This window comes from Marinobacter salexigens (assembly GCF_018860765.1).
Taxonomy (GTDB): Bacteria; Pseudomonadota; Gammaproteobacteria; order Pseudomonadales; family Oleiphilaceae; genus Marinobacter; species Marinobacter salexigens_A.
In genome coordinates this window covers 209,571-230,911 of the sequence record NZ_JAHKPV010000001.1, presented here as the reverse complement: position 1 = coordinate 230,911, position 21,341 = coordinate 209,571, and the positions used below count along the sequence as shown (strand labels likewise).

Here is a 21,341-nt window from a genome sequence, read left to right as displayed (position 1 = left end):
AAGACAGACTTACCAGGTTGTCGCATCCGGATAGGCGCGAGGCAGAAATTGCATCACGGCCAGGATGTGCCCTAGGTGCTCGGTGTGCTCGCCGCGCTTGCCGCCCATGTACATCCAGGCATCTTCCTCACCGACCGTCAGGGTGGCCTGTGCTGCGACTTCCCGCACCATGCCGAACCAGTCCTGCTTGATTTGCTCAGGGTCCGGGCCAATGCCTGCCTTGAACATGGCATGGTCGACTTCATCCGGAGTTATCAGCTCACCGGTGAAACGCCAAAGCAGGTTGAAGGCGTCCTGAATGCGGCGGTGGCTTTCTTCCGTACCGTCGCCCATGCGTTTTACCCACTCGGAAGAACGGCGCAGGTGGTAGGTCGCCTCTTTAACGGCTTTGGCTGCAATGGTGGCAACACGCTCATCGCTGGCGTTGACCAGGCTCTTCAATGTGAAGTAGTGCCACACATCGAAGAAAAACTGGCGCGCCATGGTGACGGCGTAGTCGTCATTCGGCTGTTCCACCATTAGCAGGTTGCGGTATTCGTGAGCATCCCGCAGGAAAACCAGCTTGTCGGCGTCGCGGCCATCATTGATCAGTTCCGCGGCGTACTCGTACCAGTTGCGGGCCTGGCCCACCAGGTCGAGAGCGACGTTCATCACGGCAAGCTCTTCTTCAACTGCCGGAGCCTTGCCCGTTAACTCGCTTAGACGCTGGCCGAGAATCATGTCGGAGTCGGCCAGACGTAGCAGGTATTCCTGTAAAACTTCTTGTTGTGTCATGGTTTGCTCCTTACATGTGCCCGACTTCGTCAGGCAGCTTATAAAAAGAAGCGTGCCGGTAAACCTTGTCTTCGGACGGATCGAAAAGAATCTCTTTTTCGTCAGAAGCAGAGGCTGTGATGGTTTCGGATGGAACAACCCAGATACTCACACCTTCGTTGCGACGGGTGTAAAGTTCACGAGCGTTTTCCATAGCCATTTCATTGTCGGCAGCGTGCACGCTACCCACGTGTTTGTGGTTGAGGCCGTGCTTGCTGCGTACGAATACTTCGTAAAGGCGCCATTCTGACATTGTCTCTTCTCCTGTTTACGCAGCTTTGTCTGCGCGCTGTTTTTGTTTTGCTGCGTAGGCAACGGCGGCTTCGCGTACCCAGGCACCGTCATCAATAGCTTTCTTGCGAGTGGCAATCCGCTCACGGTTGCAAGGGCCATTGCCCTTGAGTACGTCGTAGAACTCTTTCCAGTTGATGTCACCGAAGTCGTAGTGACCACGCTCTTCGTTCCACTTCAGATCCGGGTCAGGTACGGTGCAGCCCAGGAATTCGAGCTGTGGAATGGTCTGATCAATAAACATTTGGCGCAGCTCATCGTTACTCTTGCGCTTGATCTTCCAGACCATGGATTGCTGGGAGTTGGGCGATTCGTCATCGTGCGGGCCGAACATCATCAGCGCCGGCCACCACAGGCGATTGATGGCGTCTTGAACCATGTCTTTCTGTTCCTGAGTGCCTTCACGCATCATGTCCAGCAGGATCTGGTAGCCCTGACGCTGGTGGAAGCTCTCTTCCTTACAGATGCGCACCATGGCGCGGGAATAGGGGCCATAAGACGTACGCTGCAGAACCACCTGGTTCACAATGGCAGCGCCATCTACCAGCCAGCCCACTGCGCCCATGTCAGCCCAGTTCAGGGTCGGGTAGTTAAAGATGCTTGAGTACTTGGCTTTGCCATCGTGCAGCTTCTGGATTTCTTCATCACGATCAGCGCCAAGGGTTTCCATGGCGCTGTACAGGTACAGGCCGTGGCCCGCTTCGTCCTGAATTTTCGCCATTAACTGCAGCTTGCGTTTGAGCGTCGGCGCGCGGGTAACCCAGTTGCCTTCCGGCAGCATGCCAACGATTTCCGAGTGGGCGTGTTGGGAGATCTGGCGGATCAGCGTTTTGCGGTAGCCGTCCGGCATCCAGTTCTTGGCTTCAATCTTGGTTTCGGCGTCTACCTTTTCCTGAAAGTCCCTTTCTTCGGGAGACATTTCTTCCAGGGTCTTGAGGCGCTTTGTACCGGTCTCAACCATTTGTGCGTACATAAACTCTCTCCGAATTCGACTTATTTGGTCTTCTGTCTTCAGACAGATGTGCACCGCGAGGCATCACGGGCCATGAATTCATATTATATGACACTGAATAAATATCAAGGAATGACATTTTGTATCATGTTTTCTCTGTAAAGATTTTTGGTTTCATTTAACTCTATGAAAACTATAAGTTATTCTATTTCTACTAATGATTTCTTTTGCTTTTATATAGGTCGAAGAAAAAATAAATAACCGGGTGTGGAGGTTGAGCACCCCGGCTAGCAGCATCAGCCCTTACGGCGATCAAATACCCGTTTGGCCTTTCCTTCAGAGCGGCTCAGGGTTCCTGCGTCCTGTACCTGCACTGTGGTGCTGATGCCGATGTAAGACTTGATGTGATGTGCAAGCTCTTTGGCCGCGTGCTCTTTTATGTCTGCGCCATCTGCGCCGGTTTTCAGCTCAACCCGCACATCCACGCAGTCCAGATTGCCCTTTTTGTACACCTCGATTTCGTAGTGAGGTGCCAGCGCGCGACACTTGAGGACCTGTTCTTCAATCTGAGTCGGGAACACGTTTACCCCACGGATGATCAGCATGTCGTCGCTGCGGCCGGTGATTTTGTCGATTCGGCGCATGGGGCGCGCGGTGCCGGGCAGCAGGCGCGTGAGATCGCGGGTGCGGTAGCGCAATACCGGCATAGCGACTTTGGTTAGGGAGGTGAATACCAGTTCACCGTATTCACCGTCGGGCAATACGTCGCCGGTATCGGGGTCGATGATTTCGGGATAAAAGTGATCTTCCCAAATGGTTGGGCCGTCTTTAGTTTCCAAGCACTCCATACCAACGCCTGGGCCCATCACTTCAGAAAGTCCGTAGATGTCCAGCGCCTGAATGCCCAAACGGTCTTCCAACTCTGTTCGCATTTCGTTGGTCCATGGTTCGGCACCGAAAATACCCAGTCGTAGCGGGAGTTTTTTCGGGTCGATACCTTGCCGGTCCAGTTCGTCTGCTATGTTGAGCATGTAGGACGGTGTAACCATGATGATGTCCGGCTCAAAATCCTGAATCAACTGCACCTGCTTCTCGGTTTGTCCTCCCGACATGGGAATAACCGTACAGCCCAGTCTTTCTGCTCCGTAGTGGGCTCCCAGACCACCAGTAAACAGGCCGTAGCCGTAGGCCACGTGAATTTTATCCCCGGCGCTGCCGCCTCCGGCGCGAATGGAGCGGGCAACGATGTCGGCCCAGGTTTCGATGTCACTTTGGGTGTAGCCAACAACGGTAGGTTTGCCGGTGGTGCCGCTGGATGCGTGTACCCGGACAACTTTTTTCATGGGTACTGCAAACATATTAAACGGGTAGTTATCCCGAAGGTCGTTTTTGCCGGTAAACGGAATCTTGGCAATATCTTCCAGACTGTTTATGTCCATTGGCTTGAGGCCAATGGCATCAAAGGCTTTGCGGTAATGGGGCACATTTGTATAGGCATGCCAAACGCTCCAGCGCAGGCGTTGAAGTTGCTCGTGACGAAGTTCGTCGACACTGGCGGTCTCCATCCGGTCCAGTTTTCCGAGTTTGTGCATGGGTAGGCTCATGGTCGTTTCCTGTATTGTTCTTGTTGCCCCGGCGTGTTGCCGGTTTAGCATCTGTTTTTATTGGGCGCCCGGAGTAATCTGGGCGCTTTCAATTATTATTCAGCGCTGTCTACGCGCTCGATGATCAGAGCAATGCCCTGGCCGACGCCGATGCACATGGTGCAAAGTGCGTAGCGGGCACTCTGGCCCTGCTGATGACGGCGCTCCAGCTCATTCAGTGCTGTGGTCACAAGACGAGCCCCGCTCATGCCCAGGGGGTGGCCCAAAGCAATGGCACCACCATTGGGATTAACGTGTTCGGCATCGTCCGGCAGGCCTAGATCGCGTAGCACGGCCAATGCCTGGGCAGCGAAGGCTTCGTTCAGCTCAATCACGTCCATATCGGCCAACTCTAGGCCGGCTGTCTTCAGTACCTTGCGGGTAGCGGGGGCAGGGCCCATGCCCATGATGCGCGGCTCGACACCGGCAGTGGCCATGGCAACAACCCGGGCACGGGGCCTGAGGTTATGCTGCTTCAGAGCATCGCCACTGGCGAGCAGCAGGGCGCAGGCGCCGTCGTTTACGCCGGAAGCGTTGCCAGCAGTGACGCTGCCGTTCTCACGGAAGGGGGTTCCCAGGCTCGCGAGCTTTTCCAGAGTGGTTTCACGAGGGTGCTCGTCGGTATCCACAACCAGCGGTTCCTGCTTGCGGCGCGGAACGCTTACCGGCACGAGCTCACTATCAAAATGCCCTGCTTTTTGGGCTGCTGCAGTGCGCTGTTGGCTGCGTAGGGCGAAGGCATCCTGATCTTCCCGGGAAACATTGAAATCAGCAGCGACGTTTTCGGCAGTTTCGGGCATGGAGTCAATGCCATACTGTTTTTTGAGCAACGGATTCACAAAACGCCAGCCGATGGTGGTATCGAACATTTCGGCTTTGCGGCTGAAGGCCGAGTCGGCCTTGCCCATTACAAACGGCGCCCGGGACATGGATTCCACACCTCCGGCCAGCATCAGACCAGCCTCGCCGGTACGCAGAGCGCGGGCGGCACTGCCGATGGCATCCATACCCGAGCCGCACAGGCGATTGAGGGTGCAGCCGGGAACGTCAATTGGCAGGCCCGCCAAAAGGAGAGACATGCGCGCAACATCACGGTTGTCTTCACCGGCTTGGTTGGCGCAGCCGTAGAGCACATCGTCGATTGCCGACCAGTCCAAGCCGCTGTGGCGCTCTACAAGGGCCTTCATGGGAATGGCGCCAAGATCGTCGGCGCGTACCGCAGCCAAAGCGCCTCCATAGCGCCCGATGGGAGTGCGAACCGCGTCTACTATATAGGCATCTTGCAAGCGTTTTTCGTTACTCATTGATCTTTCTCCGACTGGATAACTTCGCCGCGCACCTGATAGGACTTCCCGCGAAACAGGGCGACTACATGGCCGTTCTGGTTGGTGACAGTAATGTCGTATACGCCGGTGCGGTTGCCACGGGACTGCTCGACCGCGTTGGCGGTGAGCATGTCACCCTCACGGGCCCCGACCATATACTCAATGGAGCAACCGGATGCCACGGTGGCTTTGTTGTAGCTGTTGCAGGCAAAGGCAAATGCCGAATCCGCCAAGGTGAACAGGTAGCCGCCATGGCAAGACCCGTGGCCCTGAATCATGATGCTGGTAACTGGCATGGTTACCGTGGCTTTGCCCGGGGCAACGTGGGTAATTTTCATGCCGAGGTTGCGGCTGGCCTGATCCCGTTCGTACATGGATTCGGCGCAGTCCTGTGCCAGTTTTTGCGCATCAGGTGCGTGATGTTCGTTGCTCATGAGTAGAACCCCTTTTCAGCGAACCGGTTTTTCCTCAACAGCAACGCGGGACGATAACGGTCCTCGCCATAGCTTTGCTGGAGGTGCGTCAGCACGGTGTGTAGAAGACTGGAGCCAAGGTTGTCGCTCCAACGCAGCGGGCCTTCCGGATAGTTGAGGCCGGCTTTCATGGCGAGATCGATATCGCTGACCGATGCCACTCCGTGCAAAGCCGCATCGGCGGCTTCATTGGCCAGAGTTGCGACGGTGCGCATAACCACCAGGCCTGGTCGGTCTTCAATCTGGCTCACAGCAATGCCCGCTTTTTGCAGCAGGGCACAGGCGTCGTTTGTGGCCTGTGAAGATGCCTGATCGGCGGTAGCTATAGCGAGGCGGCTAGCTTTGGCATAGTCAAACGCCAGATCCAGCAAAATCAGGTTGTTACAGGCTTCTGCTGAAGCGCGCTCGCTCGCCATGCGGCCATCGGTCAGTGCCAGCACGGCGTCGCCGAAATACAGGCGGCCCGGGCCGTCCCGCTCGATGATTTTGACGCCGCTTTCGCTCAGGCGCGTGACCAGTTCTGCCAATGGCCCCGGGTTGCCTTCCACGATCAGCGTACCGGCTTCGCAGCTGGCAGCAGCGGCTGTTGCCGGTTCGGGTTTCTGTGCGCCTTCAGCGTAGTTGTAAAAGCCCTGCCCACTCTTGCGCCCCAGCCGGCCGGCTTCAACCAGCTCTTTTTGCACTAGTGAAGGCAAAAAGCGGGTGTCCTGATAGTAGGAATTGAACACCGAGGAGGTTACCGCGTAGTTCACATCGTGGCCGATAAGGTCGGTCAGCTCGAAAGCCCCCATACGAAAGCCACCGGCTTCGCGCACGATGGCGTCTAGGGTTGCGCTGTCCGTCGCCTGCTCTTGTAACAGACGCAGGCTTTCTGCGTAAAAAGGCCGTGCTACCCGGTTAACAATAAAGCCGGGGGTAGAAGTTGCGGTGACCGGTTTTTTGCCCCACTGGGCTGCCGTTGCGTAAACGCGCTGTGCAACTTCGTCGCTGGTGGCCAGACCTTTGATAACCTCTACCAGAGCCATCAATGGTGCCGGATTGAAGAAATGCATGCCCACCAAGCGCCCGGGGTGCTTCATGTTGGCGCCCAAGGCGGTCACGGATATGGAGGATGTGTTGGTGGCCAGAATGGCGTTATCGCTACAGACCTCTTCAAGGTCTGCCAGTAGGCTGCGCTTGATGTCGAGATCTTCAATAATAGCTTCGATCACCAAACCTGCCTCGGCCAACTCACTGAGCATCTCGATCGGCTTAATGCGAGCCAGAAGCGCATCCAACGCCTGCTGATCCATTTTTCCTTTATCGACCCTACGCTGCAGTTGTTTGGCGATACTCTGGCGCCCGGCTTCTGCGGCGCCATCGCGCTGATCGAGTAAAAAAACCTGATGGCCGGCTTGTGCGGCTACCTGAGCAATGCCAGACCCCATAGCGCCAGCACCGATTACTGCAATGGGAGTGTGGGTAGTCATTGGCTGCATGGTTTATTGCCCCTTGAACTCAGGCGCACGCTTTTCCATGAACGCGGCAACACCCTCACGGTAGTCGTCTGTGCGCCCTGCCTCGCGCTGAAGATCTCTTTCCAAGACCACTTGCTCTTCAAAACTGTTGTCTGTACTGGCGTGCAACGCGCGCTTGATCATCGCCAAACCTTTGGTGGGCTGGGACGCGAAGTGGCGTGCCAGCTTCATGGCTTCATCCTGAAGTGCGTCGTCTTCCACGCACTGCCAAATCATGCCCCACTGTTCTGCTTTCTCGGCGCTGAGTTTGTCTCCCAGCATGGCCAAGCCTTTTGCTCTGGCCATTCCCACTGCGCGTGGGAGCGTCCATGTGCCGCCGGAGTCTGGAATTAGGCCAATCTTGCAAAATGCCTGCACGAAGTTTGCGGAGCGAGCAGCCAATGTGATGTCGCAGGCGAGGGCAATGTTTGCGCCTGCACCGGCAGCAACACCGTTAACGGCACAGATAACCGGCATAGGCAGGTCCCGAATGGCTTGCAGCATCGGGTTGTAGTAGGTCTCAATGGAGTACCCCAAATCTGGCGCCTCGGCACCGGGCTTAACATTGCGATCCGAAAGATCCTGCCCCGCACAGAAGCCGCGACCATTCCCAGTAAGCAACATGACCCGCACACTGTGGTCGTTACGAATGGTTTTAAGCGCCGCGCGCATTTGCTCATGCATTTCAACGTTGAAGCTGTTTAGGCTTTTGGGGCGGTTCAGGGTTACTTTGGCAATTCCCTGATCGATATCGAGAAGTACGCTCTGCTCTGTCATGGGGGAGTCCTTGTTATAGCAGTGAAACCCGTTTTGATCGCTTCGGGTGGGGGTTTAAACCAGACAGACTACCGCCTTTACCCGGTCTGTCCGGGAGCAGTATCTGTGGTGTAGCGGTTCCGGCGTTGCATTGTTCTAAGAGTTTGTCGGTAAGGCCTGACGGTTATCAAGGCGGCAGCCGCAGGGCGGTGATCCGCCTTATTGATTTAAGGAAAGAGTATAGGTTCGAATTGATACCGGTCAAGAATCTCAAATCGAATTTTTGTATCACTTTATGTGTGATATAAGTGTTGGCCTCATAGGATAATGATTTTAAAGGCTATTTTTTTTGTTAGCCTTTAGTCTTAGAAGGCCTTGAGAAGGGCTATAACCTTCACCGCCACTGTGTAAGCTATGCAATGTTTATTCTGATACAAAAGATGTAGCTAAAAATTCCAAAAACAAACACGTTATAAGGAGGCTTTATGCCTTGTTACCGAATTGACGGTGTAACGCCAGTGGTTCACCCCACGGCTTATGTCCACCCTACTGCCGTGCTTATTGGAGATGTGCATGTGGGCCCTGATTGCTATGTAGGCCCTTGTGCGTCTTTGCGTGGAGATTTTGGCCGAATTGTGATGGAACAGGGAGCCAACCTTCAGGACACCTGCGTGATGCATGCATTTCCTGGGCGTGATGCCATTATCCGGCGCAACGGACACGTTGGGCACGGCGCTGTGTTGCATGGCTGCGTGATCGAAGAAGGTGCCATGGTAGGGATGAACGCCGTTGTTATGGATGAAGCTGTTATCGCGACAAAATCTATCGTGGGCGCAGCAGCATTTGTGAAAAGCGGCTTCACCTGCGAACCGGCCTCCCTGATTGTAGGTTCTCCAGCCAAAGTGCTGCGCCAGTTAAGCGATAAAGAAGTCAGCTGGAAGCATCGGGGCACTGAGGAGTATCAGAGGCTAACCCGCCGGTGTCTCGAAAACATGCGGGAGTGTGCGCCACTGGCTGAAGTGGATGCAGGTAGGCCAAAGCTTCAGATTGGCGAGCACGACCTGAAGGATCAGTAGGCGCCCGCCTGCAGCTACACTTGCGGGTGTCTGGAGGCCAGAAAGTCCGCATGGGCTTGGGTTTCCACGCCCTCAGCCACAACCCGGGCACCCATGGTTTCGCCAATTCGCACAACCATATTGCCCGGTTAATTCAAAGTAAGGGCCTGACACAGTTGCGCCCTCCATCCGCCTTCGCCTCATAAAGGCTCCTGTCTGCGGCTTCGACCAACTCGGCGGCATTTGACAGCGATGGCGGCTGAATTGCCGAGCAACCGACGGATATAGTGAAAGGTGGGCAAGCTTTCGCAAGCTGTGGGCGGTTCTGGGATTTTGCCCGAATGGACTGCATCAGGTTGTTTGCTGCTAGCACGGTATTTTGCAAACCGGCTCCGGGTATAATCGCCACAAACTCGTCACCTCCTATGCGTGCAACCACCTCACCAGCCCGCGCAAAACTGGTTTTCATGGTATACGCGAGCGTTTGTAGGCACGCATCGCCCTGAGCATGGCCATGTTGATCGTTGATCTGTTTGAAACGATCCAGATCAACCAGCACCAGCCCTATGGAGTTGTTCTGGCGCCAAGCTCGTCGCCATTCCAGATCAAACTGCTGGTTGAACAGCCGCCTGTTGCCAACTCTGGTTAAGGGGTCAATAAGAGCTGCTTCTGCCAACATATCGGTTTTGCGTTTAAGGTCAATAAATGTCGATACTTTTGAGTTTAGTATGGTTTTATTGAATGGCTTCAGAACATAGTCTGTTGCGCCACGCCGAAACGCTTCCTCGATATCCTGTGTGTTGTCAGAAGCAGAAATGCAGATCACAGGCACGTAGGCAAACCGTTCGGACTCCCTCAGCTCGTCTAGGAAAACGAGTCCAGAGCCGTCGGGTAGGTAAACGTCGAGAAGCACTATGTCTATCTCATCAGAAAGTAGCTCTTTTGCTTCTAACAGGCTCTGACTGATGATCAGCTCGCAGGCGTCCCCTAGAATGCCAACGAGGCTGGCAATGCCTACAGGTTCATCTTCTACGATCAGTACCGTTGGTACTCTATTTATGCTCATCAGGTTGATTGCCTCTGCCGTCGGCTTTGATCTTCGACAGCAGGTCGGTGGCCTCTCTAAATTTGTAAGTTTCAAGTGCCCGGCGCAGGCGTGATGCAAGGGTAGTTTCGTCATTCTCGCGCAGAAATTCCAACACCTGATCGATGTCGCCGTCGCTCGCAATACGATTGCCGGCCAGTCGCTGCGCCATTCGCGCAATGACCTGTGTGACGGGCTCTGTAGCCTTGTTGTTGGCTGGCGTCGGAGCTTCTTCAGGCCCGGCTATTTGGGAAAGTTGTTGAGCGTGCTCCAGCAGGGTTGCCAGAAGCTCTTCGGCATTGGGTTCTGACTGACCTTGTTCAGCGGCCTTCTCAGTCTGGCCTGCGATACTTGCAAGTTCAGTATCGGCAATATTGGCCGCCGCCCCTTTTATCTTGTGGGCAATGAGTTTGACCGCTGCGGGATCGCTATGCTGAACACAGCGTTTGAGGTCAGCGATCATTTCTGTAGAACTGGCTAAAAAGCTGCGCAGGCAACGATTAAAGAAAGCGGGATCGGATCCGAACATGACTTGGTACGCAGACCGAGATATGAAATCGGGCAACTTAGCTTCAGATGTTTGATTCGAGGGGCTTACAGCATCAGCTGGGGCTGATAGTTGGCTGCTGTCAGCATGCTCTTTGAAAAAGGCTTGCAGCAACCTTTGAATGTCTCCTGGAAGAACAGGTTTGGTCAGATAGTCGTTCATACCCGCGCTGTAAGCGCTGCTTCGGTCGTGTTCGGATATAGAGGCAGAAAGCGCAGCTATGATCGGTTGGCTGATACCTCTGTGGCTTCGAATCTGTCGGGTAATGTCCTGTCCCGTTTCGCCGTCCAGATGAAGATCCATTAGAACAAGATCGTATGGGCGGCTTTCCAGACGTTGCATGGCGTCGGCTCCGTTATGGACAGACTCGGACTGCACACCAAACGAGCTTAGGTAGCTTGCAACAATTTCGCAATTGAGCTGTACGTCATCAACGATCAGTACCCTCAGGTTGTGGAATAGGGCGCGAGGAGACGATGAGAGCGTGTGCTCTTCCAACTGCTTCGGCGCGAGATGTTCGAATAGTTTGGAGGGAGTTAGAGGTTCATAGGCGGTGCGGCCTCCGGCATCCTGAAACTCAGTTATCCAGCTATGCTTGAAGCCAGCGGGTACAACCACCAGCAGGCCCTCCATCTGGTATTGCTCTTGTGCCGCCAACACCTCCTGCACAAACCCTTTAGCAACCTCTGTTTCGACATCTTCCATATCGACGATCACCATTGAAGGCTTGGCACCCCCTTCGCCAGCCCCCCCTGCCAATACCGACTTGATCTCATTCAGGGTTGCAGCTTTTGTCAGTTCCAGAGACCAGTGTTCGCGATAGGTTTCCAGAAGGGAAAGGTTGTGGTTCATGCCATAGTGATAGACTTGGATAGGGCTTGTAATATGTCGAGTACCGATGCTTTTCTCGTTCTCGGCCAGAGCAGTCGGAATCATCAGAGTAAACTTGGAGCCTTGATTTTCAGCGCTTTCCAGACTGAGCGTTGCGCCCATGAGTTTGGCGAGATGGTTGCTGATTGCCAAACCAAGGCCTGAGCCACCAAACACACGGCTGGTGGATTCATCGGCCTGACGAAAGTTCTCGAAAACCCGTTGTTGGTCCTCTTCTCTGATCCCGATGCCGGTATCGCTTACGGTGATTTTGAGCACTCCGTGGGTCTCGTCAGTGCTGCTAAACCCGATGCTCACACTCACGCTGCCTTCTTGAGTGAACTTGATTGCGTTCCCGACCAGGTTGGTGCATATCTGAGAGATTCGCAGGAGGTCGCCTGTGACACACTTAGGCGTGGACGGCGCAATGTTCACCCGCAGTTTCAGCCCTTTCTCTTCGGCAGTGATGGCGAACAACTCAACGCTGCGTTGAACCAGAGTTTCTATTTCAAACGGCTGATAATCCAGCTCGATATGATCTGCTTCGATTCTGGACAGATCCAAAATGTCATTCAAAAGCTGCAACAACACCTCGGAAGCTAAGAATGCCTTGCTTACCAGACGGCGGGAGTGGTCGTTAAGGTGGGCCTCTTTCAAAAGCACCAACATGCCGATAATCGCGTTCATTGGTGTACGGATTTCGTGGCTCATATTAGCAAGAAAGGCCGTTTTCACTTTAACAGCAGACTCGGCTTCCAGCTTTTGCATGTTCAGCTCAGCCGTCTTTTCAATAACCTCCTGTTCGGCCCGCCGTTTGGCGTTGGAAAGCAGGAGGAAGGCCGCCAGTATGAGCCCGTTGATAATCAGGCCACTCACCAAAATGGCTGCAGGCTGTTTGCTGACGTTGTATTTCTCGAAAAGCTGGGTTGTCTGTACCTCAAATTGCCATTCCCGCCCATAGATATCGAGAGAATAGGAGGTCTGGAACATGGGTGAGGTGTCGTAGTTATTCTCCGCTGTTTCACTGAACTCGCTGTAAAGCTGGTGGTCGCCATCACTGATCTGAAAGTGCAGCAGCCGGTTCGTGTTTGCCAAAGTGCCTTCCATCAGCCGGGAAACAAGAAAAGGCGCGTACACAAGACCAAGGAAATCAGCCTCCTTGTTGGCTTGATGCTGTGCTTCCTGAGTACGATAGAAGGGGTGGAAAAACAGAAAGCCCGGCTTTTTCTCATCGTCCTGAACCAGTGCTATCGGGCCAGTAATTTGTGTTTGGCCTGTGCGCATCGCTTTTTGAGCGGCAGTGAAGCGGTTTGATTCGTGTGCCATATCAAGGCCAATGGCGGCTTCGTTTCCGGCTAGAGGCTCAAGGTAGGTGATGGGCCAAAAGTCTGAACCTGTGTGAGGCGGGTGAATACGAAAATCCGGACGTGCTTTCCGTTCTTCTGCAAGATAGGTCTCAAGGTCACTTACCGGCACTCTTTTGATAACGCCAATACCGCGAACCCCCGGCAAGCGGTCTTGCACGGCAAGAACCTCTGCAAATTGTCGCCACTGTGTGAGCGAGAGGCTGTTATTGTTTGCGCGGATGGCACCTGCCCCGGAAATCAACGCAAACTCGTATTTCTGCATCCGGTCCAATAACAGTTCATTGAGTTGTTCAACTCTTTGCTCAAACTGGTCTTCCGCTCTGGCATCGGCAATCTGTGAAGAGATTTGCCAGGCTGCTACGGTGAGCAGAAAGGAAAGGCAGATCACTATCCAATGCAGTTTGGTTATCTGAGCTGCGGCGCGCCGGGTCTTTGCCATATACTGATCTGTTAAGCAGTGAGTTTCAGTACCAAGATTCAGGTTAGCCGAGGATTCTGGAAAGTACCAGTAAGACAAACAGTTAGGGGAGCTGGACGTGAGTGTGTATCGGCGTGAAACAAAGGAAGCTTATGAGCCCTGAAGAGTGGCAGCAGGTTTTGGAGGTGATTCCAGACGCACGTGACGGACTCACACGTACTGAGAGGCTGATTCTGTACTTGATCCATGAAACCCAGAAAGAGCGGAATGGGCGCAACGTACCTACCGTGATGCTATATGGGAGGGTGCTGGAGTATGTTGATATGAGTGAGGCAGAGCTGCACGTTTATCTTGACCGTTTGGGCGTGCGAGGTGATGGCACGCAATAGCTCCGCTATGTATTGATAAAGCACCTACTGCTGCCGAATACGGAACGCGCTGAGATGGCTAGTCTTAAGGTGGTCAACGGTATAGTGGTGGACGAAGGTTGCCACACCCGTCTGGAGCCTATGCCGGTCACTGAGTTGCTGCTGGCAGATAGTCCAGTGCTGATCACTACCGGAGGTAGCCCACAAACTGCGTAGCTTGCTTGGTGACTTTGTCACTGTGCTTCGTAGAGTTCTGGCCTAGCCTTATGGAAAGGGCTGGGAGACCTTAAGCGTGAATCAGGACAGGGTCGCTCAGCAATGCGGTCGTCATTCGCATTTCGCTGACAAACTATTGAGGCCAGCATGAAGCAACTGAACTTTCAGGAAAAGTATCCCATCACCGTTTTGGATATCAAGAAGTCTGAAACTCAATATGAATCCGCAGAGCAGATTGCAGATTACTTTAAACGTTGCATTGAAGAGGCTCCCAGAGTCTCCTATATCACCACCTTTGATCACCTAACCCACAGCCGTGAGATCGAAGGAGACGTCGCACCTGATATTCAAGCCGCAATAAACGTGGTGTTCTGCTTTGGGCGAGCGCTTCCGAACCCCTTTGTGCTGGCGGTAAGGCCCCGCTCCATTGGCATTGCCGATATGGGGGAGCATTTTGTGGTGAGTTTTATGGATGCCCCGCAGGTACCAGCCAACGAAGCCATGCGTGCCTGGGCACTGTCGCTTCGTAACAGTTAACCTGTATTTGGGGGAGGGAGACGTATGTGGCCATTACTATTCTGGATGCAGAAGCATCTGGTTTGGAGTATTCCGCTCTCCATGGTTGCCGGCTTTCTAGCCGGGCAGATTGTTGAGCCAAGCCCGTTGCGCTGGGCGATACTTCCGCTTACCTTTCTGATGGTTTACCCGATGATGGTCACCATGAACCTACGCCAGTTGTTGCAACCGGGTGGTGGCAAGCTGATGTGGGCAACCCAGTTGCTCAACTTTATTCTGATACCTGCAATCGGATACGGTGCGGGCTTGCTCTTCTTCCCGGCTGAGCCATTCGCCAGACTGGCGCTTCTATTAACATCGTTGCTCCCAACCTCCGGCATGACCATTTCCTGGACAGGCTTCGCAAAAGGTAATGTGCCCGCTGCGGTTCGAATGACAGTGGTTGGCCTGATTGCTGGTTCCCTGCTTGCGCCGCTTTATCTCAAAGGGCTGCTGGGCGCGGTGATCGAAATTCCGGTTTCTCAGGTGTTCATGCAGATTGCGCTGATTGTGTTTCTGCCATTGGTGCTGGGTTATCTCACTCAGCGCGCGCTAATATCAAAGCATGGTCAGGAGCGTTTTCAGAAGGACATAAAACCAAAATTCCCGCCGTTTTCTACCCTTGGGGTGTTGGGCGTGGTGTTTGTTTCCATGGCGCTGAAGTCGCAGGATATTCTGAACAATCCCGGCTCGTTGTTGGCGTATCTGACACCTTTGTTACTTATTTACGCCCTGAACTTTGTAATCAGTACACTGGTTGGCAAGGCGCTATTCCCCAGAGGTGACGCGATTGCGCTGGTGTACGGCACGGTTATGCGTAACCTCTCTATAGCTCTGGCTATCGCCATGGGTGTCTTCGGAGAAGAAGGCGCGGATGCCGCGTTGTTGATAGCACTGGCGTACATTGTTCAGGTGCAGGCGGCAGCTTGGTATGTGAAATTCACTGACCGCCTTTTTGGTACACCTGAGTGATGGGTCAGAAGAACACTCCCGGCAGCTTTCCAGCCAGAAACGCTCGCACTTCGTCCCGGAAAGCGGGCTCCTCAGTGGTGTATTTCATATTCACTGGGTAGCCTCGTCGTGTTGGGCTTCAGCTAAATGCTGCAATACCGGTTTGGCCACGGCCAAGAATCAGGGCGTGGACATCATGAGTGCCTTCGTATGTATTCACCGCTTCGAGGTTCATTACGTGACGGATTACGTGGTACTCGTCAGCTACGCCATTCCCGCCGTGCATATCGCGGGCAACGCGAGCGATATCCAGAGCCTTGCCACAGTTATTGCGTTTGAGTAGGGAGACTGCATCCGGCGTCGCGTCGCCGCTGTCCATCATTCGGCCCAGTTGCAATGCGGCCTGCAGGCCCAGAGTAATTTCGGTTTGCATATCGACCAGCTTTTTCTGGATCAACTGGTTGGCAGCCAAGGGCCTGCCGAACTGCTTGCGTTCTAGGGTGTAGTTACGGGCTGCATGCCAGCAGAATTCGGCTGCGCCGAGTGAACCCCAACTGATGCCAAAGCGAGCTTTGTTCAGGCAGCTGAAGGGGCCCTTCAAGCCTTCTACGTCAAGCTTGTTTTCTTCTGGTACAAACACCTCATCCATAAAGATAGAGCCGGTATCAGATGCGCGCAGCGAGAATTTGCCTTCAATCTTCGGAGTTTCCAGACCTTTGGCGCCTTCACGCTCGATAACAAAGCCGTTTACTTTGCCGTCCAGTTTGGCCCACACCACGAAAATATCTGCGATGGGTGAGTTGGTGATCCAGGTTTTGGAGCCGCTCAGCAGGTAGCCTCCGTCGACTTTTTTGGCGCGGGTTTCCATGCCAGCCGGGTCAGATCCGTGGTTGGGCTCGGTCAGGCCAAAACAACCCACCCATTCGCCGGAGGCAAGCTTAGGCAAGATACGCTTTTTCAGGGCTTCCTGAGCGAAGGCGTGAATCGGGTGAATAACCAGTGAAGATTGAACGCTCAATGCGGAGCGGTAGGCAGAATCAACACGCTCCACCTCACGGGCGATCAGTCCGTAACAGACGTGATTAAGGCCCGGGCCGCCGTACTCTTCCGGCAGGGTGGCGCCCAGCATGCCGAGATTGCCCATGTCGGTGAAGATACTCCGATCAAACTTTTCGTGACGGTTGGCCTCGACAATGCTGGGCATTAGGCGCTGATCACAAAAGCCGCGAATGTTGTCCCGGACCTGACGTTCGGTTTCATCCAGTTGTTTTTCAAGCTGCAGTAGGTCGTTCCAAGGTGCAGAAGCCATGTTCTTCTCCTCATTAAAACAGTTGTTAACTCGTTCAATCACAGTGGCAGTGTGACCTCCGTTCGGGATCAGCCGGGCCTGTCGATAGGGCGCATAGTCAGTCTAGTGGTACATTCGAGAGCCTGAGCGGCAAACTTCGCATTAATCCCAGTCTGAGTTAACGAAAGCCCACCGCAAATAAATGCCGGGTTGTCTTGTTATTTTCGCTAGTGTAGTTTCATTAAGCGAAACGCAGTTCTGTAATGGTTGAAAAAAGACTAATCAGGCTGTGTGTGAAATGCAAGCAGAGACCTCGTCTAACTATGTGGTCCTGCCAAAGGCTAGGCAAGTATCAGTACGGCAGATCGCTGGCTGTTACCTTTGACGGTATTAGCTTTTGAAATTCTTGTCTTGCCCCGAGTTAGTGGTGGTTGAGTTCATCGGCGATCAAAATGCCGCTCACTTTATATGCATGAAATTGATCCCCCGGAACTCGGGAGCAGGCGACGTTGTTGGAGGACACGACACTATGCCCAAAGCAAAAACCACTTCACCCGAACTCATGGCAGCCTCCAGTGACGGCGAACCGGCGAAGCCGGAGAAGGATCGCAAGTTCGTCGAGGCACTGTCCCGTGGTCTGGATGTGTTGCGCGCTTTTAGCCAAGGCTCTGTCATTCTTGGTAATCAGGATATTGCCCGGATTACTGGTCTGCCCAAGCCGACGATATCCCGTATGACCTACACGCTGACCAAGCTGGGGTATCTGAGTTACAACACTCAGCTGGAAAAATACCAGCTTAGCTCCGGTGTACTCGCGTTGGGTTATGCGTATGTGTCCAATCTGAAAGTTCGCCAGTTGGCCAAGCCTTACATGGATGAATTTGCTCGTCACAACAACATGTCTATTGGCCTGACTTGCCGGGATCGCCTGCACATGATCTACGTAGAAAACCGTTTGCCGCCGGAAACCTCGTTGTTGCGAATGGATATAGGTAAGAGGCTGCCATTGGCGACTACATCTGCGGGCCGGGCCTATTACTGCGCAATCTCAGACAAAGGACGAAAGGTCATTGATGACGCGATGGCGATAAAATATGGCTCAGAAGCCTGGCCCCAGAAAAAGGAAGGTTTGGATCGTGCCATGGAAGACTACAAGCAGTACGGCTTTTGTCTTTCGCTCGGTGAATGGGATCGCAATATCAATTCTGCAGGTGTTCCCGTTCATTTGCAGGACGGAACAATCATGGCGCTAACCTGCGCTGCTCCGTCTTACTTGGTGCCTGCGGAGAAGCTTCGCGACTCGATTGCACACCAGTTGGCCATGCTGGCGAGTGACATAGAATCGCTAGGCGTTTAAAGCGCCCACATAAAAAACTGCAGGATGCCCCCTGCGGTTTTTTTATGGGGGATTATAAAGGGTGGCTGAAATCCTGAGAGAACTTATATTAAGTCGTACAAAAATTTCGCTTGTTAAAACTAAATTCCATATAGAGCGAGGAAGAGATTATGTCTGAAGTCGTAACTTACAGTCGTGAAGGCAATATTGGCGTAATTACAGTGGACTACCCGCCAGTCAATGCCCTCAGCCATGCAGTGCGTTCCGGCCTGATTGCCGCGCTGGAACAGGGGCAAAAGGATTCTGATGCCAAGGCGCTTTTGTTGGTGTGTGCGGGTCGCACCTTTATAGCAGGTGCTGATATTCGCGAATTTGGTAAGCCTATGCAGGAGCCCGGGTTGGCTTCGGTGGTTGAACGGTATGAGAACAGCGGTAAACCTCTGGTTGCCGCGGTCCATGGCACCGCTCTAGGTGGTGGGCTGGAAACCGCTCTGGGTTGCCATTACCGGGTTGCGCTAAGCAGTGCCAAAGTTGGTCTGCCGGAGGTAAAGCTCGGCCTCCTGCCTGGAGCTGGCGGCACCCAGCGCCTGCCACGGTTGGCGGGGGCTCAGAAAGCGCTGGAGATGATTACAACAGGGCAGTTTGTGCCAGCCAAGGACGCATTGGGCTTTGGTATTGTGGATGCAGTTGATGAAGGCAAGGATGTGAAAGCGGCTGGCATGACCTTTGCCCAAAAAGTTGTAGATGAGGGCATGCCTGTACGCCGGGTACGGGACCTGACCGACAAGATTGCGGCAGATAAAGGCCGCGACGTGTTCGAGCAATTCCGCGCTTCACTGAAAAAAACGGCCCACGGCCAGTTTTCTCCATTCAAGTGCGTGGACGCTGTTGAGGCGGCCTTTAACCTGCCGTTCCCAGAAGGTTTAAAACGCGAGCGCGAGCTGTTTGTAGAGTGTATGAACTCGCCGCAGCGGGCAGGGCAAATTCATTCCTTCTTTGCGGAACGCGAAGCCTCCAAAGTGAAAGGGTTGTCGAAGGATACACCGGTACGTGACGTAAACAGCGTTGGTATTATTGGCGCAGGCACCATGGGTGGTGGCATCGCCATGAACTTTGCCAATGTTGGTATCCCCGTCACCATCGTAGAAATGAAACAGGAAGCTCTGGACAAGGGTCTGGGGATTATCCGTAAGAACTACGAGAACTCTGCCAAAAAAGGACGTATCACCCAGAAGCAGATGGACGACCGGATGGCGCTGATCACCGGAAGCTTGGACTATGATGATTTCAAAGACGTGGATTTGGTGATCGAGGCCGTGTTTGAAAACATGGCGGTCAAGAAAGAGATTTTCGCGAAGCTAGACAGCATCTGTAAGCCCGGAGCCATTCTGGCCTCCAACACGTCCACTCTGGATATTGACGAAATTGCCTCTACTACTCAGCGCCCGGAAGACGTTGTAGGTATGCACTTCTTCAGCCCTGCCAACGTGATGAGGCTGCTGGAGAATGTTCGCGGTAGCAAGACCTCAGATGAGGTGAAGGCGACAGTGATGGCCGTGGCTAAGAAGATCAAGAAGGTAGGCGTGTTGGTAGGTAATTGCCACGGTTTTGTGGGCAACCGTATGCTGCACAAGCGTGGCATTGAAGCCATGGCGCTGGTTGACGAAGGGGCTAAACCGCAGCAGGTCGACAAGGTGCTAACGGATCTCGGTTACCCCATGGGCCAGTTTGCCATGTCGGACCTCGCCGGTATTGATGTGGGCTACCGCATTAGTGAAGAGCTGCGTAATGCTGGCGAGAATGTTCCACCCAGCTGGATGGATAAGCTTGCTGAACAAGGTCGTCTGGGCCAGAAGACCATGGCGGGTGTTTATAAGTACGAAGAGGGCAGTCGTAATCCGATTCCCGATCCTGAAGTGGAGCGGATTATTGAGGATTTCCGTAAGGAACAGGGCATCGCTTCCCGTGAGATTACGGATCAGGAAATTCTTGAGCGTTGTATGTATGTGATGGTGAATGAGGCAGCGAAGATTCTGGAGGAGGGAATTGCTGATCGGGCTCTGGATATCGATGTGGTCTGGATTTATGGCTATGGCTTCCCGGCTTATCGCGGTGGGCCTATGTTCTGGGCGGACCAGATTGGTTTGGATGTGATTCTGGCTGCGGTGGAGAAGTATCACGCGTCGGTTGGCGGGGAGCAGTGGAAGCCTGCTTCGTTGCTGAAGCAGTTGGTTGCTGATGGTCGGAAGTTAGGCGACTTGTAAGGTCGTTATTTGGTCACCGGTGCCAAAAAGCCGAGATATGACAGAGCCAAAAAAACGCCCCGGTATATTCCGGGGCGTATGATTACTAGCTTAGCAGTACGATTTAGAAGTTGTACTGGGCTGCGAACATGACGCGACTGGCGTCTTCGCTAGCGCCACTTTGCTTTTCATTCTCAAAATAGCCGTACTCAACACCCATCATGACATTCTGAACTGGGGTCCACATGTAGTTGACGAAGAGGTTTTGGTTGGCTTCTGTATCGCTAGCAGCCAGATTCTCGTCATCCAGAGTGGTCATACCGTAAGCAACGTTAATGCTGCTGCCACCGCCGAGTTTGATGGAGGTACCAAGAGTTCCGCCCATGCCTGAATTATTTTCCAGACTTGTGCCCTGCACAACCGCATCGGAACCACCGGAAAGGTAAAGATAGTTGGTCGCACCGTCAACGTAGTTTAAAGCACCACGAATGCTGAACATGTCCGATATTGCGAAGCTGGCTGCGCCAAACACGCCGAAGCCGAGGGTTGAATCGTCATTCGTGCCGTCGTCGTAAGAGTTTTGCTTAACCACTGCACCTGCGGAGAAGCCCATGCCGCCGGAGCTATTCTCAAACCGGGCAGTGAACGCCGGAGTGCTGTCGAGTGCGGCGGGGGAGTTGACACTGGATTGCGGATCTTCCACTGAGAAAGACATCGCCCCTGTCGTGTAACGGAGCTGTGCCGTACGTGCCTGATAACCAGCGTTGCCTACTACACCGTTGAAATCTAACGTCGGGGTGCTGCCAACAAAGGAATTGTAGTTTGACCAGGTCTGACCGGCTAGAACGCCCTTGTATGAGCCATAACCATGACGCAGGCGGAAGTTACCGGGTGCGAAATCGCCTTCAATATTAAACTTAACGCCGTTTGCGTTGGTGGCTTTTACACCAATCCGGCTTTGAGCAGCTGAGGCTCCAAAATGCCCGCCAATGTCACTGCCAGTTATGCCGTTAGGGTTAGCGGATTGAACGTTGTTGGCGAGATTTTCATCAATATCATAACTCATGCTCAGCCGAGCGTAGCCATAAACACTTGCATCTACATCGCCTGCTTTGAAGTCAAAAGCGTGTGCCTGGCTAGCCATACCCAAAACTGCCACAGTCGCGGTCGCACGAATGGCCATTCTCAATTTGTTGCTTTGCATTATTCTTGTCTCCACACATTAGATAATTATTTTTGTAGGACTCGCAGTCAAGATAGTTACCAATTCATGACAATTCAAATAAATTTTTCT

General features: G+C 53.5%; 19 protein-coding genes. 7 read left to right on the top strand and 12 right to left on the bottom strand.

What is annotated here, in order from left to right; translation table 11 throughout:
• Positions 1 to 9 precede the first annotated feature (9 nt).
• The 8 genes from paaC to paaG all read right to left on the bottom strand — a co-directional run bounded on the left by paaC (position 10) and on the right by paaG (position 7,770).
• Positions 10 to 774: a 1,2-phenylacetyl-CoA epoxidase subunit PaaC gene (paaC, locus tag KO508_RS01065; RefSeq protein ID WP_216006503.1), complete on the bottom strand. Its 765-nt coding sequence runs from the start codon at positions 772 to 774 to the stop codon at positions 10 to 12.
• A 10-nt stretch (positions 775 to 784) separates the two neighbouring features.
• Positions 785 to 1,066: a 1,2-phenylacetyl-CoA epoxidase subunit PaaB gene (gene paaB, locus KO508_RS01060; RefSeq protein ID WP_071267358.1), complete on the bottom strand. Its 282-nt coding sequence runs from the start codon at positions 1,064 to 1,066 to the stop codon at positions 785 to 787.
• 15 nt (positions 1,067 to 1,081) lie between these two features.
• Entirely contained in the window at positions 1,082 to 2,077 is a 996-nt protein-coding gene (gene paaA / locus KO508_RS01055; RefSeq protein WP_216006502.1) for a 1,2-phenylacetyl-CoA epoxidase subunit PaaA, read from the bottom strand.
• Between the two features lie 275 nt (positions 2,078 to 2,352).
• Positions 2,353 to 3,660 carry a phenylacetate--CoA ligase PaaK gene (gene paaK, locus KO508_RS01050; RefSeq protein ID WP_216006501.1) on the bottom strand — a complete coding sequence of 436 codons (1,308 nt, stop codon included), beginning with the start codon at positions 3,658 to 3,660 and terminating at the stop codon, positions 2,353 to 2,355.
• 95 nt (positions 3,661 to 3,755) lie between these two features.
• Positions 3,756 to 5,003 (bottom strand): 3-oxoadipyl-CoA thiolase, encoded by a 1,248-nt coding sequence (gene pcaF, locus KO508_RS01045; protein ID WP_289851815.1) that lies wholly within the window; start codon positions 5,001 to 5,003, stop codon positions 3,756 to 3,758.
• A complete protein-coding gene (paaI, locus tag KO508_RS01040) occupies positions 5,000 to 5,458 on the bottom strand; it encodes a hydroxyphenylacetyl-CoA thioesterase PaaI (RefSeq protein ID WP_216006500.1) in 459 nt (152 codons plus the stop codon). Before paaI ends, pcaF begins: the two co-directional genes overlap by 4 nt.
• Positions 5,455 to 6,975, bottom strand: a complete 1,521-nt coding sequence (gene paaH / locus KO508_RS01035) for a 3-hydroxyacyl-CoA dehydrogenase PaaH (protein ID WP_216006499.1) — start codon at positions 6,973 to 6,975, stop codon at positions 5,455 to 5,457. Before paaH ends, paaI begins: the two co-directional genes overlap by 4 nt.
• A gap of 3 nt (positions 6,976 to 6,978) precedes the next feature.
• A complete protein-coding gene (paaG, locus tag KO508_RS01030; protein WP_216006498.1) occupies positions 6,979 to 7,770 on the bottom strand; it encodes a 2-(1,2-epoxy-1,2-dihydrophenyl)acetyl-CoA isomerase PaaG in 792 nt (263 codons plus the stop codon).
• A 464-nt stretch (positions 7,771 to 8,234) separates the two neighbouring features.
• On the opposite strand from paaG, the gene KO508_RS01025 reads away from it, so the two are divergent.
• Positions 8,235 to 8,825, top strand: coding sequence for a phenylacetic acid degradation protein PaaY (locus KO508_RS01025; protein WP_216006497.1), 591 nt, complete (start codon positions 8,235 to 8,237; stop codon positions 8,823 to 8,825).
• A gap of 133 nt (positions 8,826 to 8,958) precedes the next feature.
• Here the strand turns inward: KO508_RS01025 and KO508_RS01020 are convergent, their stop codons facing one another.
• Positions 8,959 to 9,870, bottom strand: coding sequence for a GGDEF domain-containing response regulator (locus KO508_RS01020; RefSeq protein ID WP_216006496.1), 912 nt, complete (start codon positions 9,868 to 9,870; stop codon positions 8,959 to 8,961).
• Positions 9,857 to 13,111 carry a CHASE domain-containing protein gene (locus KO508_RS01015; protein ID WP_216006495.1) on the bottom strand — a complete coding sequence of 1,085 codons (3,255 nt, stop codon included), beginning with the start codon at positions 13,109 to 13,111 and terminating at the stop codon, positions 9,857 to 9,859. Before KO508_RS01015 ends, KO508_RS01020 begins: the two co-directional genes overlap by 14 nt.
• Positions 13,112 to 13,242: 131 nt before the next feature.
• Between KO508_RS01015 and KO508_RS01010 the strand changes: the two genes are divergently transcribed.
• From KO508_RS01010 to KO508_RS00995, 4 genes are all read left to right on the top strand, one after another.
• Positions 13,243 to 13,479, top strand: coding sequence for a hypothetical protein (locus tag KO508_RS01010; RefSeq protein WP_216006494.1), 237 nt, complete (start codon positions 13,243 to 13,245; stop codon positions 13,477 to 13,479).
• Between the two features lie 54 nt (positions 13,480 to 13,533).
• Positions 13,534 to 13,674, top strand: coding sequence for a hypothetical protein (locus KO508_RS01005; RefSeq protein ID WP_216006493.1), 141 nt, complete (start codon positions 13,534 to 13,536; stop codon positions 13,672 to 13,674).
• A 147-nt stretch (positions 13,675 to 13,821) separates the two neighbouring features.
• Positions 13,822 to 14,211: a DUF6858 family protein gene (locus KO508_RS01000; RefSeq protein WP_216006492.1), complete on the top strand. Its 390-nt coding sequence runs from the start codon at positions 13,822 to 13,824 to the stop codon at positions 14,209 to 14,211.
• A gap of 24 nt (positions 14,212 to 14,235) precedes the next feature.
• The gene (locus KO508_RS00995) at positions 14,236 to 15,201 is read left to right on the top strand and encodes an arsenic resistance protein (RefSeq protein ID WP_216006491.1); all 966 of its coding nucleotides are present in this window, start codon (positions 14,236 to 14,238) and stop codon (positions 15,199 to 15,201) included.
• A gap of 118 nt (positions 15,202 to 15,319) precedes the next feature.
• Here KO508_RS00995 and KO508_RS00990 read toward each other — a convergent pair whose 3' ends face one another.
• Entirely contained in the window at positions 15,320 to 16,489 is a 1,170-nt protein-coding gene (locus KO508_RS00990; RefSeq protein WP_216006490.1) for an acyl-CoA dehydrogenase, read from the bottom strand.
• Between the two features lie 508 nt (positions 16,490 to 16,997).
• Between KO508_RS00990 and KO508_RS00985 the strand changes: the two genes are divergently transcribed.
• Positions 16,998 to 17,825 carry an IclR family transcriptional regulator gene (locus tag KO508_RS00985; protein ID WP_216006489.1) on the top strand — a complete coding sequence of 276 codons (828 nt, stop codon included), beginning with the start codon at positions 16,998 to 17,000 and terminating at the stop codon, positions 17,823 to 17,825.
• A gap of 149 nt (positions 17,826 to 17,974) precedes the next feature.
• Positions 17,975 to 20,068 carry a 3-hydroxyacyl-CoA dehydrogenase NAD-binding domain-containing protein gene (locus KO508_RS00980; RefSeq protein ID WP_216006488.1) on the top strand — a complete coding sequence of 698 codons (2,094 nt, stop codon included), beginning with the start codon at positions 17,975 to 17,977 and terminating at the stop codon, positions 20,066 to 20,068.
• 103 nt (positions 20,069 to 20,171) lie between these two features.
• Here the strand turns inward: KO508_RS00980 and KO508_RS00975 are convergent, their stop codons facing one another.
• Positions 20,172 to 21,251, bottom strand: coding sequence for a DcaP family trimeric outer membrane transporter (locus tag KO508_RS00975; protein WP_216006487.1), 1,080 nt, complete (start codon positions 21,249 to 21,251; stop codon positions 20,172 to 20,174).
• Positions 21,252 to 21,341 lie beyond the last annotated feature (90 nt).

Excerpts from the sequence above, each read along its gene's own strand:
- KO508_RS00980 (WP_216006488.1), top strand. The coding sequence starts at position 17,975 with ATGTCTGAAGTCGTAACTTACAGTCGTGAAGGCAATATTGGCGTAATT.
- paaG (WP_216006498.1), bottom strand. The coding sequence starts at position 7,770 with ATGACAGAGCAGAGCGTACTTCTCGATATCGATCAGGGAATTGCCAAA.
- paaH (WP_216006499.1), bottom strand. The coding sequence starts at position 6,975 with ATGCAGCCAATGACTACCCACACTCCCATTGCAGTAATCGGTGCTGGC.
- KO508_RS01015 (WP_216006495.1), bottom strand. The coding sequence starts at position 13,111 with ATGGCAAAGACCCGGCGCGCCGCAGCTCAGATAACCAAACTGCATTGG.
- KO508_RS01025 (WP_216006497.1), top strand. The coding sequence starts at position 8,235 with ATGCCTTGTTACCGAATTGACGGTGTAACGCCAGTGGTTCACCCCACG.
- KO508_RS01010 (WP_216006494.1), top strand. The coding sequence starts at position 13,243 with ATGAGCCCTGAAGAGTGGCAGCAGGTTTTGGAGGTGATTCCAGACGCA.
- KO508_RS00990 (WP_216006490.1), bottom strand. The coding sequence starts at position 16,489 with ATGGCTTCTGCACCTTGGAACGACCTACTGCAGCTTGAAAAACAACTG.
- KO508_RS01000 (WP_216006492.1), top strand. The coding sequence starts at position 13,822 with ATGAAGCAACTGAACTTTCAGGAAAAGTATCCCATCACCGTTTTGGAT.
- KO508_RS00985 (WP_216006489.1), top strand. The coding sequence starts at position 16,998 with ATGCCCAAAGCAAAAACCACTTCACCCGAACTCATGGCAGCCTCCAGT.
- paaI (WP_216006500.1), bottom strand. The coding sequence starts at position 5,458 with ATGAGCAACGAACATCACGCACCTGATGCGCAAAAACTGGCACAGGAC.
- paaC (WP_216006503.1), bottom strand. The coding sequence starts at position 774 with ATGACACAACAAGAAGTTTTACAGGAATACCTGCTACGTCTGGCCGAC.
- KO508_RS01005 (WP_216006493.1), top strand. The coding sequence starts at position 13,534 with ATGGCTAGTCTTAAGGTGGTCAACGGTATAGTGGTGGACGAAGGTTGC.
- KO508_RS01020 (WP_216006496.1), bottom strand. The coding sequence starts at position 9,870 with ATGAGCATAAATAGAGTACCAACGGTACTGATCGTAGAAGATGAACCT.
- paaK (WP_216006501.1), bottom strand. The coding sequence starts at position 3,660 with ATGAGCCTACCCATGCACAAACTCGGAAAACTGGACCGGATGGAGACC.
- pcaF (WP_289851815.1), bottom strand. The coding sequence starts at position 5,003 with ATGAGTAACGAAAAACGCTTGCAAGATGCCTATATAGTAGACGCGGTT.
- paaB (WP_071267358.1), bottom strand. The coding sequence starts at position 1,066 with ATGTCAGAATGGCGCCTTTACGAAGTATTCGTACGCAGCAAGCACGGC.
- KO508_RS00975 (WP_216006487.1), bottom strand. The coding sequence starts at position 21,251 with ATGCAAAGCAACAAATTGAGAATGGCCATTCGTGCGACCGCGACTGTG.
- KO508_RS00995 (WP_216006491.1), top strand. The coding sequence starts at position 14,236 with ATGTGGCCATTACTATTCTGGATGCAGAAGCATCTGGTTTGGAGTATT.
- paaA (WP_216006502.1), bottom strand. The coding sequence starts at position 2,077 with ATGTACGCACAAATGGTTGAGACCGGTACAAAGCGCCTCAAGACCCTG.